Source organism: Pseudaeromonas sp. HNCC25DJ180, from assembly GCF_055413345.1.
The window spans coordinates 150,732-164,365 of the sequence record NZ_JBVAYF010000005.1 but is presented as its reverse complement, the minus strand read 5'-3'; the positions used below and the strand labels follow the sequence as shown (position 1 = coordinate 164,365).

The following is a 13,634-nucleotide window of genomic DNA, read 5'->3' as shown; positions in this document are numbered from 1 at the left end:
TCATGTGGCAGCGATTGTTGATCGGTAGTATGGCGTTGTGGCTGGTGGCTTGCTCTAGCAATGGGGTCACTCGCTATCAGGTGGAGGAGCCGGATCGTTTTCCGGTTCTGCATGCGGTTGGTTACGCCATAGTCGATGTGCAGCCTGGTCCAAGCCGGGCGGAGAAGATGCTGCAAGCCCTGCGTGCGTCCAAACTCGATGCCTATCGGGAGCTGACTGAGCAGGTGTATGGCCAGTCACTACAAGGCTCCACCACCTTGCGGGATGCGGTGCAGACCAATAACCAGTTGCAGGCCTCAGTAGAGGGGATGGTGCGTGGTGCTCGGGTGCTCAAGAGCTACCCGGTAGATAACATGTATGCCACCGAGCTGGAACTCGATACCCGGGTACTCTACGATCTCTATAAACTGCAGAACGCCTATTAATCTGGTAGTGCCGTGCTCTTCGGTGCGGCGTATTTCCCTTCTTTTACCAAAACCTTCATCTCTTCCGAGCATTGCCTGCGCGAGATATTTCTTCGGGAAACAGAAGAGGGTTATGGCTTAGATAACCTGCGTGTGGAGAGGCGGCAGGGCGGTTAAAACAAAAAAGCCTGATGGGTGTCAGGCTTTGATCCCTATGGTGGAACTGGTGGGACGAGTGTGCCCCTTGCTGTCATAGGTGATGTTGTTCTTGTCTCGGATCTGGGTCAGCATGTTGGCCAGACGGCGATTTGAGTTGAGAGTCAGCTCAATGAGGCGGCCATTTACATCGTTCTTTTCCTGACAATGGGTCAGGGTTTCACGCAGTTGCTGCTGCTGGCTGAGCAGAGAGGTGTTGAGTTCTGCCACATCAGGGTGAGCTGATATGCTACTGTCCAGGGCTTGGATCTGTTCGAGCAACTGTTGTTTCTGCTCGGCAACTTCGGCCAATGGAATAGCATGACGCTGCTTGAGCAAGTCCAGCTCTTGCTCAAGCAGCGTCATCATGGTGTCAAGATTCTGTTGCTGTTGCTTCAGTAGCTCTATCAGCGGCATCATTTATTCAACTTATCCAATTCGGCTTCCATATCCAGCATCTTTTTGGCTACGCGCTGGCTGTCGACTGTGTAGTCGCCTTTCTCAATTGCGGCCTTCAGATGTTCCACCTTGGTTTGATTGGTGGTGGTGGAGGAGCCAATCTTCTGTTGCATCTTAGTCAGCAGCTGAGCCTGGTCGGTCAGCAGCACAGCATCCTGACGCACCACACCCTTGCTGGCATTATTCACCGCTTCTTGGGTGGCGCTGTTGTTGGCTGCGACATTGCCGCTGGTCTGCGCCGGGGCTGATTTACTGCCGGTAACTTTACCACTGGCATTGTTCAGCATGTTGTTCAGGTTGTTGATGGCCATGATGAGCTACCTTGGTTGCCGAATTCTCTTCATGCCTTGGTATCGGCAGAGTAGAGGTTAACTTTAGAAAATATTTTGCAGTTTCTCACATCTCGACCTTTACCACGCCCACTGCCACGACTTGGGCTGATATGACCTTGTGGGAGCGTAAGTTTTCAACCCGCAACTGCTCACCATAACTGGCATCCTGTAGCGCCTTACCGGCGGTACGAATGGATATGCCACCTGTCTCGGCGACAATTTCTACCGTGTCATCTTTGCATACTACACAGATTTGGTTGCTACGCACAGGTTGGCCAGGACGCAAATCTCGCTTGCTGCGAGTGCCGATAAGTTTCTCTATGTTATCAAAGCTGTCACCTCGCATCAGCACCTCCTCCATGAACTCCACTTTCAGATTTTCGGCCGAAAGGGTCGTGGATTTAGCCACGGCTTGGCTCACAGTGACAAAGGGGCGCAAGATCTTGACTCGTACCGGTACGAAAATCTCCCAGCGTGGGTCACTATCACAACTTAATTTCACCGCGGTATTTCGTTTGATCTCACCATTACCAGCTACACTAGCTGTAATATGCTCAGGGCAGGCATGAAGTTGTCGGCGCGAGTCTATCTGACTGGCGTTGACTTCAACTTGGCTTGTGGGGTCGATAATCAACTGACTGTAGACAAATTGTTCGGCCTGATCTTGTAGCTGCTGCAAGAGATCGTCAGCCGCCCAGGTCGAAAAGGTGATGCAGAGCCCTGACACGACAAGAGATAACCGACTAATCGTTTTCAAGTGCTTGCCGATAAAGCAGAATAACGACATATAGAAATATACTATCCTTGAATAAGACGACCGAGACGGCCCCGGTCTAAGGTTAATAGCCTAACGCTACCACTTCACTTTGCCGAATATGCAGGTTTGGTGCCAACGGCCTTACAATGGAGATAACTATGGCGAGTATCCTGGACTCAGTGAATCAGCTTACTCAATTGGTAGGGCAAAACCGATTGGAGTTACTGCTTTTTCGTTTGAATGGCCGTCAACGCTTTGGCATTAACGTCTTCAAGGTGCGTGAAGTGCTACAGTGTCCATCGCTGACAGTCATGCCTAAACTTCACCCCTATGTGCGTGGTGTGGCTCATATCCGCGGTCATACCATATCAGTCATTGACTTGAGTATGGCCACGGGTGGCCGCCCTATCGGTGATCTCTCCAAATGTTTCATCATCATTGCTGAGTACAACCGTTCGGTGCAGGGCTTTTTGGTCAGCAATGTTGAGCGTATCATCAACATGAACTGGGAATCCATTTTGCCTCCCCCCAAGGGTGCGGGTCGTTATAACTACATGACGGCGGTTACAGAAGTGGACGGTGAGCTGGTGGAGATCCTTGATGTGGAGAAGATCCTCGACGAGATCTCGCCCATCAATACCGAGGTGAGTAAGGCTTTGGTGGAGGAGAGTAGTCGCAGGGATCCTCATAGTCGTCCGGTTTTGGTGGCAGACGATTCCTCTGTGGCCCGTAAGCAGGTTGAACGCGCGCTCAATGCCATTGGCGTGAGTTGCATCTTGGCTAAAGATGGCAAAGACGCCTTGGATATGTTGAATGACATGGCCAAGAAAGGACCTATCGCAGAGCAAATCGCCTTGGTGATCTCCGATATTGAAATGCCAGAAATGGATGGTTACACCTTGACTGCCGAGATTAGAAATAATCCTGCGCTCAAAGGATTGCACATTATTTTGCATACCTCCTTGAGTGGTGTATTCAACCAGGCCATGGTGCAGAAGGTTGGAGCGAACAACTTTATTGCCAAGTTTCATCCAGATGAATTGGCGAAGGCCGTTCAGGATGCCATGTAACTTACTAGATGCAGAAATTAAATGAAGACACTGTCCGAAGACTTGTATAAACAGTTCAGTGCCTTTTTGGAGGTCCAAAGCGGGATTGTTTTGGGCGCCAATAAGCAATATCTGGTCAAGAGCCGTCTTGCTCCCTTGCTGGGGCAATACGGTTCTGACTCCCTTTCTGATCTCATCAAACGCGCCATGGATCCCAAGGAGCGGGATCTAAAGATGGCAGTCGTGGATGCGATGACCACTAATGAAACCCTCTGGTTTCGCGACATCTATCCGTTTCAGTTGCTGACGGACAAAATTTTCCCCGAACTGGGCAAGAATGGCCGTCCACTGAAGATTTGGTCTGCCGCCAGTTCCTCTGGGCAAGAGCCCTATTCCATTGCCATGACGGCCTTGGAGCACCAATTCAAGAAACCGGGGACCCTGTCAGGGGGAGTGCAGATCACGGCCACTGATATCTCACCTTCTATGCTTAACCAATGCAAAGAGGGGGTATACGACAGCCTAGCCCTGGCCCGAGGCCTGTCGGCGGAGCGTAAGCGTCAATTTTTCGAGCCCTTTGGTGAAACCAAAATGCGCGTCAACGACAGAGTCAAAAAATTGGTGGCCTTTCGCCCCTTTAACCTTCTGGATAGTTACAGCTTGTTAGGCAAGTTTGACATTATCTTCTGTCGCAACGTACTCATCTACTTTGCACCGGAAGTGAAGTCGAAGATCCTCAACCAGTTTGCTGGCAGCCTTAATCCTGGTGGCTACTTGATGCTGGGGGCCTCGGAGTCCCTGACCGGCTTGACCGATCGCTTCGAGATGGTTCGCTGTAATCCAGGCATAGTCTACAAAGTCAAATAACCCGCCTCAATTCATGGCATACCTCTTGCACAATAAATTTGACAGGAGGTGCGCCATGGCCATTTCATTTGATAAAGCATTCGGGATCCATCAGTACACCCTCGGGGCTCGCGCTCAGCGCGCCGAGGTGTTGTCGAACAACATCGCGAATGAAGATACACCGGGATATAAGGCTCAAGATCTCGATTTTTCTGCGGCGTTGCAACAAGCCCAGTCTGGTCAAAGTTTTGGTCTCTCTTTGACCAATGAGCACCATATTCGCAGTGAAGTGAGCTCATCTGGCGCACTGAAATATCGCGTTCCAAATCAAGCAGATACTGGTGACGGTAACACAGTGGATATTCAGCAAGAACGCAGCAACTTCTTGGAAAATGGCCTGCAGTATCAGGCATCACTGGAGTTTCTCAATGGCCGTATCGCCGGGCTGTTGAAGGCGATCAAGGGAGACCAAGCATGAGTCTGTTTCGGATTTTTGACATAGCTGGCTCGGCCATGAGTGCGCAATCCGTGCGCTTGAATACCACTGCCAGTAATTTGGCGAATGCCGATAGTGTCAGCTCCAGTGCGGATACGACTTACCGTGCCAGGCGGCCGGTTTTTGCCGCAACGCTGGATGATGCTATGGGTGGCGAGCAATCTGCCGGTGTTCAGGTGAAGGGGATAGTCGAAAGCGATGCGCCCCTGCTGCGTGAGTTCAACCCGACCCATCCGCTGGCCGATAAAGATGGTTTCATCTATCGGCCCAATGTGAATCAGGTGGAGGAGATGGCCGACATGATGAGTGCCAGCCGCTCCTACCAGACCAATGTGCAGGTAGCCGATTCGGCCAAGCAGATGTTGCTGCAAACCCTGCGACTGGGTAAAGGCTAAGGAGGCGTCTCGTGTCTATCTATAGCAATCTAGGGCTGACCACTAATGAAGCTGCGACTGCCGCAGCCAGCAAGAGTGCGTCGGCGAAAAATAGTGGCACTCTGAGTCAGAGCGATTTTCTGTCGTTGTTGACTACTCAGTTAGCCTACCAGGATCCAACCAAGCCGGCGGATAACGCCGAGATGGTTTCCCAGATGGCGCAGATTTCGACTGTGGATGGCATCGCCTCCCTGAACAAGTCGGTGACCAGCCTGAGTAGTTCGGTTACCTCCAGTCAGGCGCTGATAGCCTCGAGTCTGGTGGGGCAGAAGGTGCTGCTGCCCTCTAACGCGGGCTACCTGGCCAAGGATGGCGTCATGGATGGTGTGTTGGCTACCGGTTCCGGCGCTTCGGATCTGAAGGTGAGTATTACCAACGCCAGTGGTGAGGTGGTGCATCAGTATGCCGTCTCAGGTTCCCAGAGCGGGAATGTCCCCTTCAGTTGGGATGGTAAAGATGACAAGGGCAATGTCGCTCCGGAAGGTAAGTACACGGTCCAGGTTAATGGCCTAGTCAATGGCAAGAGCCAGGAGTTGTCGGCTCTGGTCTACGGCAAGGTCAACAGTGTGACACTGGGGTCATCCAGTACTTCGACCAGTTTGAATCTCAGTGGACTAGGCTCCATTGAGTTGAGCAAAGTTTTGGAAGTATCCAAATAAGTTATAGGCGAATCGCGAAGGAGCCATTATGTCATTCAATATTGCACTGAGTGGGCTGAATGCCGCACAGAAAAACCTGGATGTGACAGCAAATAACATTGCTAACGTGAATACCACCGGTTTTAAAGGCTCCCGAGCAGAATTTGCCGATGTCTACTCGAGTTCTGTCTTCGCCAATGCCCGAACCCAAGTGGGGAATGGCGTGGCCACGGCGGCGGTGACCCAGCAGTTTCATCAAGGCGCGCTGCAGAACACCAATAACGCCTTGGACTTGGCCATCAAGGGCGACGGCTTTTTTGTCACCTCGGGTAGTGTGGGTAGTCTGGATCGTTCCTACACTCGGGCCGGGGCTTTCCAGGTTAATGATGCCGGTTTTGTGACCACGGCGCAGGGTAACTACCTGCAGGTCTATCAGGTGAACTCCGATGGCACCCCCAAGGCGGTGAGCCTGGATTCGACGCAACCCTTGCAGATCCCGGCGGTGGCGGGTAAACCGCAGATGACTTCTCAGATCAATGCCAGCCTGAATTTGCCGGCCAATGGCAAGACAGTGGACCCAGCCAAGTTTGATCCAACCGAGTCTGATACCTATACCTCCTCTACCTCTGTGGTGATCTATGACTCGTTGGGCCAGTCCCATACGGTCAGCCAATACTTCCTGAAGGACTCCACTGCGGCTAATCCCAATACCTGGCGCCAGCTTACCTACGTGGATGATATGCCGGTTGATATTGCTGGTGGCTATGCGGCGACGCCCCCCCTGACCACGGCCTCCATGCCGCTGGGTGCCACCTTGGTGTTTGATTCCCAAGGGGTACTGGATACTACAGTGGCCACTAATCCGGCGCCTAATCCCCTGCGTACCGAGACATTGGGGGCTGCGGGTGTTATCACCAATGGGGCGGATGGCACCCAGGTGTTTGACATGAAATATGACAGTATCACTCAGTATGCCTCGCCGTTTGAAGTCAACAGTCTGGCCCAGGATGGCTCCACCGTCGGACAATTGACGAAGGTGAATATCGGTTCCGATGGTGTGGTCAGCGCCGCTTATAGCAACGGTTCGACGGTTAATCTGGGCATGGTGGCTATGGCCAAATTCTCCAACCCTCAGGGGCTTACCCAGATCGGTGATACCGCGTGGAAGGCCTCCCTAGATTCAGGTGAGGCTGTTCCCTCAGTGGCTGGGGTGGGTACGGTTGGTAGTGTGCAGTCTTCGGCTCTGGAGGCCTCAAACACCAACCTCTCTTCCGAGTTAGTGGATCTCATCACTGCGCAGCGTAACTATCAGGCCAACTCACGGGCGCTGGAAGTGAACAGCACACTGCAGCAGACCATACTGCAGATCCGTTAATTAGTGGTTCCCTCCGGGCGGCAAACATTGCCGCCCTTTTTTTAAGTTTCGTTTCTGTTTTCTCCTCTGTCTATTTCCTTTCTAATCCTTGGCACCATAGTTGCAAGCTTGATGATTAAGTCACCCTTTTGACTGGAGCGAGCCATGGATCATCTGCTGTACATCGCCATGTCGGGCGCCAAGGAAAATATGAATAGCCTGGCGATCCGCGGTAATAACTTAGCCAATGCCAACACGGTTGGCTTCAAGGCCGACCTGGAGCAGGCGCGGGCCATGCAGGTGTACGGCGATGGTTTACCCTCCCGGGTGTTTGCCATGACGGAGAGTCCAGGCCAACGAATGGAGCAGGGTGGTTTGATGACCACGGGTCGGGATCTGGACGTGGCGGTGCAGGGGGACGGTATGTTGGCGGTCAAGGATGCCAATGGTCAGGAGGCGTTTACCCGTATGGGGAGCCTGCGCGTCTCGGCATTGGGGGTGCTGGAAACCAGCACGGGTCTCAGTGTCGTGGATGATGCGGGACAGCCCATCATTTTGCCGCTGCCCATGGAAAAGATTGAAATCAACCAGGATGGCACTGTGGTCGGGCGGCCTGAAGGCGCGGCACCGGACACGATAGAGGAGTTTCAGCGGATCAAGTTGGTCAAGCCAGATCTCAAGGGTGTGACCAAGGGGCAGGATGGCCTGTTCCGTCGGCTAGATGGTAAATCAGAGCTGGCGGCCGCCGATGTCACCGTGATGAGTGGGGCACTTGAGTCCAGCAATGTGAACGTAGTGGATGAGATGACCAACCTTATTCGTCTGCAGCGCCAGTTTGAAACCCAGGTCAAGATGATGCAGACCGCCGAAAAGAATGATGAAGCACAGAATCAGCTATTACGGCTGAGCTGAGTCCAGTAGGAGGACGCTATGATTCCCGCATTGTGGATTAGTAAGACAGGACTGGATGCCCAGCAAACCAATATTTCTGTGGCTTCAAACAACTTGGCCAACGCCTCGACGGTAGGTTTCAAGAAAGGGCGGGCGATTTTTGAAGATTTGCTCTATCAGAATATCAACCAGCCCGGCGGTCGCTCCTCGGCTGATACCACGCTGCCCTCCGGCTTGATGCTGGGGGCGGGAACCAAGGTGGTGGCCACACAGAAGAACTTTACCCAGGGCAACGTGCAGACCACGGACAACTCGCTGGATGTGATGATCCAGGGGCGGGGTTTCTTCGAAGTACAGATGCCGGACGGCACGACCACCTATAGCCGTAATGGCCAATTTTCGCTGAACTCGGAGGGGACCCTGGTCACCTCCGGCATGGGCTATCCCATCCAACCCGAGATCCAGATACCGCAAAACGCCGAGAGCGTGACCGTGGGGGGGGATGGCCAGGTTTCGGTGAAGTTGAAGGATCAAGCCGAATCTCAGGTGGTCGGCCAATTGACGCTGACTGACTTTGTTAACCCGTCCGGTTTGCAGCCCATAGGTGAAAACCTTTATGCCGAGACCCAATCCAGCGGTGCGCCACTGCAAGGGGTTGCGGGAGCTGATGGGTTGGGCGTGATCAAACAGGGCATGCTGGAAACCTCCAACGTCAATGTAACGGAAGAGCTAGTCAATCTGATCCAGGCCCAACGGGTTTATGAGATGAACTCGAAGGTGTTGAGTACGGTCGATCAGATGATGTCGTTCCTGACACAGCGTAGCTGAGTCAGGTTGGTTAGGAGGTGGTTATGGTTAGTCGTGTCTGTTTGTTGTTGTTGCCCTTGCTGGTCGTGGGTTGTACCTCTCTGCCCAATGGTCCCAAGCCTAATGATCCCGATTTTGCGCCAACCATGCCGGAAGAGGATATGGTCAACGTGGAGCCGACAGGCTCGATCTTCAATCAGGGACAGGTCAACAGCATCTATTCGGATATCAAGGCGCACCGGGTGGGGGACATCATCACGGTACAACTTGCTGAATCGACTACTGCCAAAAAAAATGCCAACTCGCAACAGGGTAAAGACTCCAGTCTCGGGATGGATGCGTTGAAGCTGGGCGGCGATACCGTCACGCTCAATGGTTACAATACCAGCGCCAGCATGGGGGCCACGAACAGCTTCAAAGGGCAATCCAAGGCGGATCAGAGTAATAGCCTGCAAGGCAATATCTCGGTCAGCGTCGTCAAAGTTTTGGCGAATGGCAACCTGATGGTGCGCGGTGAAAAGTGGTTGATGTTGAACAACGGCAACGAATATGTCCGCATTACCGGCATAGTGCGTTCCGAAGACGTAAATGCGGACAATACAGTGATCTCCCAGCGGGTGGCCAATGCCCGGATCCAGTATGGCGGCTCGGGTGACTTCGCTAATTCGCAAGAACGTGGCTGGTTGGCACAGTTTTTCAATGGTCCATGGAGTCCCTTCTAGGAGATGGTCATGAAACAGTCGATTCGGATAGTATGGGCTTCACTGCTGCTGACGCTTTGCCTACCAACCCAGGCCGCGCGCATCAAAGATTTGGCCAAGGTACAAGGGGTGCGTAGCAACCAATTGATGGGCTATGGTCTGGTGGTGGGCCTACCGGGAACCGGTGAGAAGAACAACGCCTTCTCCGAACAGACCTTCCGCACCATGCTCAACAACTTCGGCATCAAGGTGCCGGATAACCTCAAGCCCAAGATTAAGGATGTGGCCCCGGTAGCGGTTCATGCCGAGCTGCCAGCCTTCTCCAAGCCGGGTCAAACCATTGACGTAACCGTTTCCGCCATTGGTGAGGCCAAGAGCCTGCGCGGCGGTACTCTGCTGCAAACCTTCCTCAAGGGGGTGGATGGCCGGGTCTACGCTATTGCTCAGGGCTCTTTGGTGGTGGGTGGGCTAGGGGCCGAGGGTGCTGATGGCTCTAAGGTGGTGGTGAATACCCCTACCGTGGGCCGGGTACCCAATGGCGCCATGGTCGAGCGCGAAGTGGCCACCTCGTTTGCCAATGGCGATACCATCACCTTCAACCTCAATCGTTCCGACTTCACCACGGCTAAACGCATGGTTGATGTGATCAATGGCTTGGTGGGCCCCGATACTGCCCAAGCCCTGGATGCGACCTCGGTCCAGGTCTATGCGCCCCGGGAGCCCTCACAACGGGTCTCCTATCTGGCGACGCTGGAGAATTTGGAAGTGGATCCGGCTGATGAAGCGGCCAAAATCATAGTTAACTCCCGGACGGGTACTATCGTCATTGGTAGTCAGGTCAAACTCAAGCCTGCCGCTATTACCCATGGTGGTTTGACGGTGACCATCTCCGAGAATCCCCAGGTCTCCCAGCCCAATGCCTTCTCTAATGGTGAGACAACCGTGACGCCGAACTCGACTATTAATGTGCAACAGGCTGATAGCCGCATGTTTAAGCTGGATACCGGCAATTCGCTGGATGATTTGGTACGGGCGGTGAATCAGGTTGGGGTCGCGCCTGGTGATTTGATGGCCATTCTGGAGGCCCTGCAGCAGGCAGGTGCGATTCAGGGTGAGTTGGTGATCCTTTAAGGTCGAGGTGGCTATGGACAAGTTAACCACAGACGTTGGCCTGGTGCAGGATGTGCGTGGACTGGATCAGTTGCGCAAACTCAGCACCAAGGATGCGGGCAGCCAGAAACAGGCACTGGAAGCCGCTGCTCGGCAGTTTGAGTCTATCTTTAATCAGATGTGGGTGAGCAGCATGCGCGAGGCCAACGAGAGCATAGCGCCTGATAGCCCATTGCGCAGTCGTTACAGCACCATGTTTGAAGGCATGCTCGATGAGCAGCGCACCTCGACCATGAAGGGCGCCGGTGGCCAGAGCAGTCTGGCGGCGCTTATCGTCAAGCAACTCTCTCCTGAACAGCACAGCCAGGCCCAAGAGGCAAACCGCACCTTGAAAATGCCCGACGAACGGCTACCGGTGATGCGGCGTTTCGCGCGCTGGGAGGGTAATGCTGATGATAAGGCTGAAGCTGGCGCAAATATTGCTAACTTAAATCAGTTAAATCGGGTCAATGGCACATCCGCTGGCAATGATGGCAGTGCCAATAGCGGGGTGGCAGCCGCAGAGCGCTTCGTGGCGCGTCTGGACAAGATGCAGCGCAATTTCACCCGGCCAGTAGGCTCGGCGGCGGCAACAGGTTCGGGCCAATTCTCCTCCCCCGAGGAGTTTGTGCGGCAACTGTTGCCAGCGGCCAAACAGGTGGCCAAGCGCATAGGGTTGTCGCCTGTCGCTCTGCTGGCCCAGGCGGCCCTGGAGACAGGCTGGGGGCGCAACATGATGAGCAACGGTGATGGTTCAGCAGGTAAAAACTTGTTTGGCATCAAGGCCGGTAGTCGTTGGCAGGGTGGCAGCACCCTAGCCAACAGCCTGGAATATGAGGGCGGGCAACCCGTGATGCGCAAGTCAGCTTTTCGCAGCTATAGCTCCTTTGTGCAGAGCATGGAGGATTATGTGCAACTGATTGGTAACAATGATCGCTACAGTAAGGCCAAGGCTGTGGCCCATGACCCAGACGCCTATTTTGATGCCTTGCAGCAGGCTGGGTATGCCACCGACCCCCACTATGCCAACAAGCTCAAGCAGGTGATCCGCAGCGATGCTTTCAACAGTGTGTGGCAAGCGGCAGAACTGTAAAACTGCCATTAGATAAGGAGTGGATATGTCATCAGATCTTCTGTCAATCGGCAGCTCAGGCGTGCTGGCCCAGCAGAAGCTGCTGTGGACCACGAGTAATAATATCTCCAATATTAATACTCAAGGCTACACTCGGCAGTCCACCACCCTCTACACCAATACTACTGGGTTAGGGGTTGGCATGAGCCAGACCAACCGCCTGCTGGATCTCTATGCTCAGAACGAGGTACGGCGTGACACCTCGGATTTTAAATATTACCAGAGTGCCTACAACCAGTTGGCCACCACGGATCAGCTGCTCAGCGATGATGCCAACAGTATTTCCACGGCCCTGAACAATTATTTCAAGGCCTTTCAATCAGCCAATGAGAGCCCGAATACCGACGCTAGCCGCGAGAGTCTGATGAGTCAGATTAAGGGGGTTTCCAACCGCTTCCAAACCATCTCCGGCTCGCTGAATAAGCAATATACCACCATCAATAACAAGGTGGAGGGCGAGGTCAAGAGCATCAATGACTTGCTCTCGGGGGTGAATGATTTGAACCAGCAGATCGCCAAGTCTGGTGGTAACACAGATGGCACTGAGCTTAATTTGGTGGATCAACGAGATGAGCTGATCAGCCAACTCTCGGAGAAGATGGATATTCGCACCGTAGCCCAGAGCAACGGCACTATGCTGGTCAATTTGAGCTCTGGTCAATCTTTGGTATTGGCCGGTGGCGCGGCTAGTCTCTCGGTGACCCAAGGCAACCCGGATGTTACGCAGACGGGTTTGCAGTTGACGATTGGTACCAGCAAGGCATCGCTTGATACCGCGGTCGGTGGCGCCTTGGGCGGTTTGTATGAGGCTCGTGACGGGTTACAACCGGTACAGCGTGAGGTGGGCCAGTTAGCCGTGGCGCTGAGTGATGCCATGAACAGCCAGAATAAGCTGGGGATGACGCTCAACAATCAATTAGGTTCCGATCTCTTTACCTTGCCGACCTCCAAGGGGTTGCCCGATGCCAACAACACAGGCTCGGGTGCCATCAGTGTGGCGTTTATGGCGGGCAAGGGGAGTGACGTGACGCCCAATGACTTTGAGGTCAAATTCACCAGCGGCACCGGCTTTGAGGTCTACATGCTGGATGGGGATACCAAGTCGTTGGTTACATCGGGCTCTACACCGCCCAGTCTGTTCCAGATGCCCGATTACGGTATTGAATTCACTGTGAGCGGGGCGCCGGCAACAGGGGATTCTCTGTTGCTGCAACCGACCAAGGACGCAGCCAGCAATATCTCAGTGGCCATCTCCCGTGGTGAGGACATAGCGCTTGCGGCCTCCGTCAAAACATCGGCAGTGGCCACTAACTATGGTACGGCCAAGATCTCGCTGGCCGGGGTGTATAACACGGGGGCTGGTTCCAATTTCACCAGCAATAGCTTGCAAGCTGCCGCGCCCCACACGGTAAAGCTGGACAGTGCAGGTAATTATGAGGTGTATGACGGTGGTGCTCCCGCCACCTTGCTAGGGGTGGCTCCAGCGGCCAGTAAGGGGCAAAACCTGTTCGCTAATATGGAATTACCATTGGGTGGCCCCAAAAGTTACGCTGATGTCAAAGTATTACCGGGTTTTGATGTGAATGTCAGCGGCATCGCTAAGGCTAATGATCAATTCAGCATTGGTTTCAACACCAATGGATTTTCCGATAATTATAATGGCCTGGCTTTGGCTACCTTGCAGACTCAGGATATGGTGCGCAAAGGCAACAGCACGGCTGCCGATAACAAAATGACCTTCAACGAGGGTTTTTCTGCCACAGTTTCGAGTCTGGGATCGAGCGTAAGCAGTCTGAAGACTAATTCAGATGCGGCCGAGGCCAAGCAGACTCAAAGCCTGGATCGCTTCAACAGCGAGGCTGGGGTCAATATGGATGAAGAGGCGGCCAATCTGGTGCGATTTCAGCAAGCCTATGCGGCTTCAGCCCAGATCATCACGACTGCCAAAACGGTATTTGACACTCTGCTGAGTGCGGTGAGGTAATAACAG

General features: G+C 53.6%; 16 protein-coding genes. 13 read left to right on the top strand and 3 right to left on the bottom strand.

What is annotated here, in order from left to right; genetic code table 11:
* Window positions 1-2 precede the first annotated feature (2 nt).
* The gene (locus ACZYTD_RS06335) at window positions 3-425 is read left to right on the top strand and encodes an LPP20 family lipoprotein (protein WP_463890401.1); all 423 of its coding nucleotides are present in this window, start codon (window positions 3-5) and stop codon (window positions 423-425) included.
* A 177-nt stretch (window positions 426-602) separates the two neighbouring features.
* On the opposite strand, the gene ACZYTD_RS06330 is transcribed toward ACZYTD_RS06335, so the two are convergent.
* The 3 genes from ACZYTD_RS06330 to flgA form a co-directional block, all read right to left on the bottom strand.
* Window positions 603-1,019 carry a flagella synthesis protein FlgN gene (locus ACZYTD_RS06330; RefSeq protein ID WP_463890400.1) on the bottom strand — a complete coding sequence of 139 codons (417 nt, stop codon included), beginning with the start codon at window positions 1,017-1,019 and terminating at the stop codon, window positions 603-605.
* Window positions 1,016-1,369, bottom strand: coding sequence for a flagellar biosynthesis anti-sigma factor FlgM (flgM, locus tag ACZYTD_RS06325; RefSeq protein WP_463890399.1), 354 nt, complete (start codon window positions 1,367-1,369; stop codon window positions 1,016-1,018). Before flgM ends, ACZYTD_RS06330 begins: the two co-directional genes overlap by 4 nt.
* Window positions 1,370-1,454: 85 nt before the next feature.
* Entirely contained in the window at window positions 1,455-2,177 is a 723-nt protein-coding gene (gene flgA, locus ACZYTD_RS06320) for a flagellar basal body P-ring formation chaperone FlgA (protein ID WP_463890397.1), read from the bottom strand.
* Window positions 2,178-2,305: 128 nt separating this feature from the next.
* Here flgA and ACZYTD_RS06315 point away from each other — a divergent pair, with 128 nt between their 5' ends.
* From ACZYTD_RS06315 to flgK, 12 genes are all read left to right on the top strand, one after another.
* Window positions 2,306-3,217 (top strand): chemotaxis protein CheV, encoded by a 912-nt coding sequence (locus tag ACZYTD_RS06315; RefSeq protein ID WP_463890396.1) that lies wholly within the window; start codon window positions 2,306-2,308, stop codon window positions 3,215-3,217.
* A 21-nt stretch (window positions 3,218-3,238) separates the two neighbouring features.
* Window positions 3,239-4,063, top strand: a complete 825-nt coding sequence (locus tag ACZYTD_RS06310; RefSeq protein ID WP_463890395.1) for a CheR family methyltransferase — start codon at window positions 3,239-3,241, stop codon at window positions 4,061-4,063.
* A 55-nt stretch (window positions 4,064-4,118) separates the two neighbouring features.
* Window positions 4,119-4,520 carry a flagellar basal body rod protein FlgB gene (gene flgB / locus ACZYTD_RS06305; protein ID WP_463890393.1) on the top strand — a complete coding sequence of 134 codons (402 nt, stop codon included), beginning with the start codon at window positions 4,119-4,121 and terminating at the stop codon, window positions 4,518-4,520.
* On the top strand, window positions 4,517-4,933 hold the full coding sequence (flgC, locus tag ACZYTD_RS06300) for a flagellar basal body rod protein FlgC (RefSeq protein ID WP_463890391.1): 417 nt from the start codon (window positions 4,517-4,519) through the stop codon (window positions 4,931-4,933). Before flgB ends, flgC begins: the two co-directional genes overlap by 4 nt.
* Window positions 4,934-4,944: 11 nt before the next feature.
* The gene (locus ACZYTD_RS06295) at window positions 4,945-5,631 is read left to right on the top strand and encodes a flagellar hook assembly protein FlgD (RefSeq protein ID WP_463890390.1); all 687 of its coding nucleotides are present in this window, start codon (window positions 4,945-4,947) and stop codon (window positions 5,629-5,631) included.
* Between the two features lie 28 nt (window positions 5,632-5,659).
* Window positions 5,660-6,985: a flagellar hook protein FlgE gene (flgE, locus tag ACZYTD_RS06290; RefSeq protein WP_463890389.1), complete on the top strand. Its 1,326-nt coding sequence runs from the start codon at window positions 5,660-5,662 to the stop codon at window positions 6,983-6,985.
* A 144-nt stretch (window positions 6,986-7,129) separates the two neighbouring features.
* Window positions 7,130-7,876, top strand: coding sequence for a flagellar basal body rod protein FlgF (locus ACZYTD_RS06285; protein WP_463890387.1), 747 nt, complete (start codon window positions 7,130-7,132; stop codon window positions 7,874-7,876).
* 18 nt (window positions 7,877-7,894) lie between these two features.
* A complete protein-coding gene (flgG, locus tag ACZYTD_RS06280) occupies window positions 7,895-8,683 on the top strand; it encodes a flagellar basal-body rod protein FlgG (protein WP_463890385.1) in 789 nt (262 codons plus the stop codon).
* A 23-nt stretch (window positions 8,684-8,706) separates the two neighbouring features.
* On the top strand, window positions 8,707-9,384 hold the full coding sequence (gene flgH / locus ACZYTD_RS06275; RefSeq protein ID WP_463890383.1) for a flagellar basal body L-ring protein FlgH: 678 nt from the start codon (window positions 8,707-8,709) through the stop codon (window positions 9,382-9,384).
* Window positions 9,385-9,393: 9 nt separating this feature from the next.
* Window positions 9,394-10,494 carry a flagellar basal body P-ring protein FlgI gene (locus ACZYTD_RS06270; RefSeq protein WP_463890381.1) on the top strand — a complete coding sequence of 367 codons (1,101 nt, stop codon included), beginning with the start codon at window positions 9,394-9,396 and terminating at the stop codon, window positions 10,492-10,494.
* Between the two features lie 13 nt (window positions 10,495-10,507).
* A complete protein-coding gene (flgJ, locus tag ACZYTD_RS06265) occupies window positions 10,508-11,605 on the top strand; it encodes a flagellar assembly peptidoglycan hydrolase FlgJ (RefSeq protein WP_463890379.1) in 1,098 nt (365 codons plus the stop codon).
* 25 nt (window positions 11,606-11,630) lie between these two features.
* The gene (gene flgK, locus ACZYTD_RS06260) at window positions 11,631-13,628 is read left to right on the top strand and encodes a flagellar hook-associated protein FlgK (protein ID WP_463890377.1); all 1,998 of its coding nucleotides are present in this window, start codon (window positions 11,631-11,633) and stop codon (window positions 13,626-13,628) included.
* Window positions 13,629-13,634: the final 6 nt, after the last annotated feature.

Coding starts and splice junctions, on each gene's coding strand:
- flgC (WP_463890391.1), top strand. CDS start 4,517: ATGAGTCTGTTTCGGATTTTTGACATAGCTGGCTCGGCCATGAGTGCG.
- ACZYTD_RS06315 (WP_463890396.1), top strand. CDS start 2,306: ATGGCGAGTATCCTGGACTCAGTGAATCAGCTTACTCAATTGGTAGGG.
- flgM (WP_463890399.1), bottom strand. CDS start 1,369: ATGGCCATCAACAACCTGAACAACATGCTGAACAATGCCAGTGGTAAA.
- flgE (WP_463890389.1), top strand. CDS start 5,660: ATGTCATTCAATATTGCACTGAGTGGGCTGAATGCCGCACAGAAAAAC.
- ACZYTD_RS06285 (WP_463890387.1), top strand. CDS start 7,130: ATGGATCATCTGCTGTACATCGCCATGTCGGGCGCCAAGGAAAATATG.
- ACZYTD_RS06310 (WP_463890395.1), top strand. CDS start 3,239: ATGAAGACACTGTCCGAAGACTTGTATAAACAGTTCAGTGCCTTTTTG.
- flgA (WP_463890397.1), bottom strand. CDS start 2,177: ATGTCGTTATTCTGCTTTATCGGCAAGCACTTGAAAACGATTAGTCGG.
- ACZYTD_RS06330 (WP_463890400.1), bottom strand. CDS start 1,019: ATGATGCCGCTGATAGAGCTACTGAAGCAACAGCAACAGAATCTTGAC.
- flgH (WP_463890383.1), top strand. CDS start 8,707: ATGGTTAGTCGTGTCTGTTTGTTGTTGTTGCCCTTGCTGGTCGTGGGT.
- flgJ (WP_463890379.1), top strand. CDS start 10,508: ATGGACAAGTTAACCACAGACGTTGGCCTGGTGCAGGATGTGCGTGGA.
- ACZYTD_RS06335 (WP_463890401.1), top strand. CDS start 3: ATGTGGCAGCGATTGTTGATCGGTAGTATGGCGTTGTGGCTGGTGGCT.
- flgG (WP_463890385.1), top strand. CDS start 7,895: ATGATTCCCGCATTGTGGATTAGTAAGACAGGACTGGATGCCCAGCAA.
- ACZYTD_RS06270 (WP_463890381.1), top strand. CDS start 9,394: ATGAAACAGTCGATTCGGATAGTATGGGCTTCACTGCTGCTGACGCTT.
- flgK (WP_463890377.1), top strand. CDS start 11,631: ATGTCATCAGATCTTCTGTCAATCGGCAGCTCAGGCGTGCTGGCCCAG.
- flgB (WP_463890393.1), top strand. CDS start 4,119: ATGGCCATTTCATTTGATAAAGCATTCGGGATCCATCAGTACACCCTC.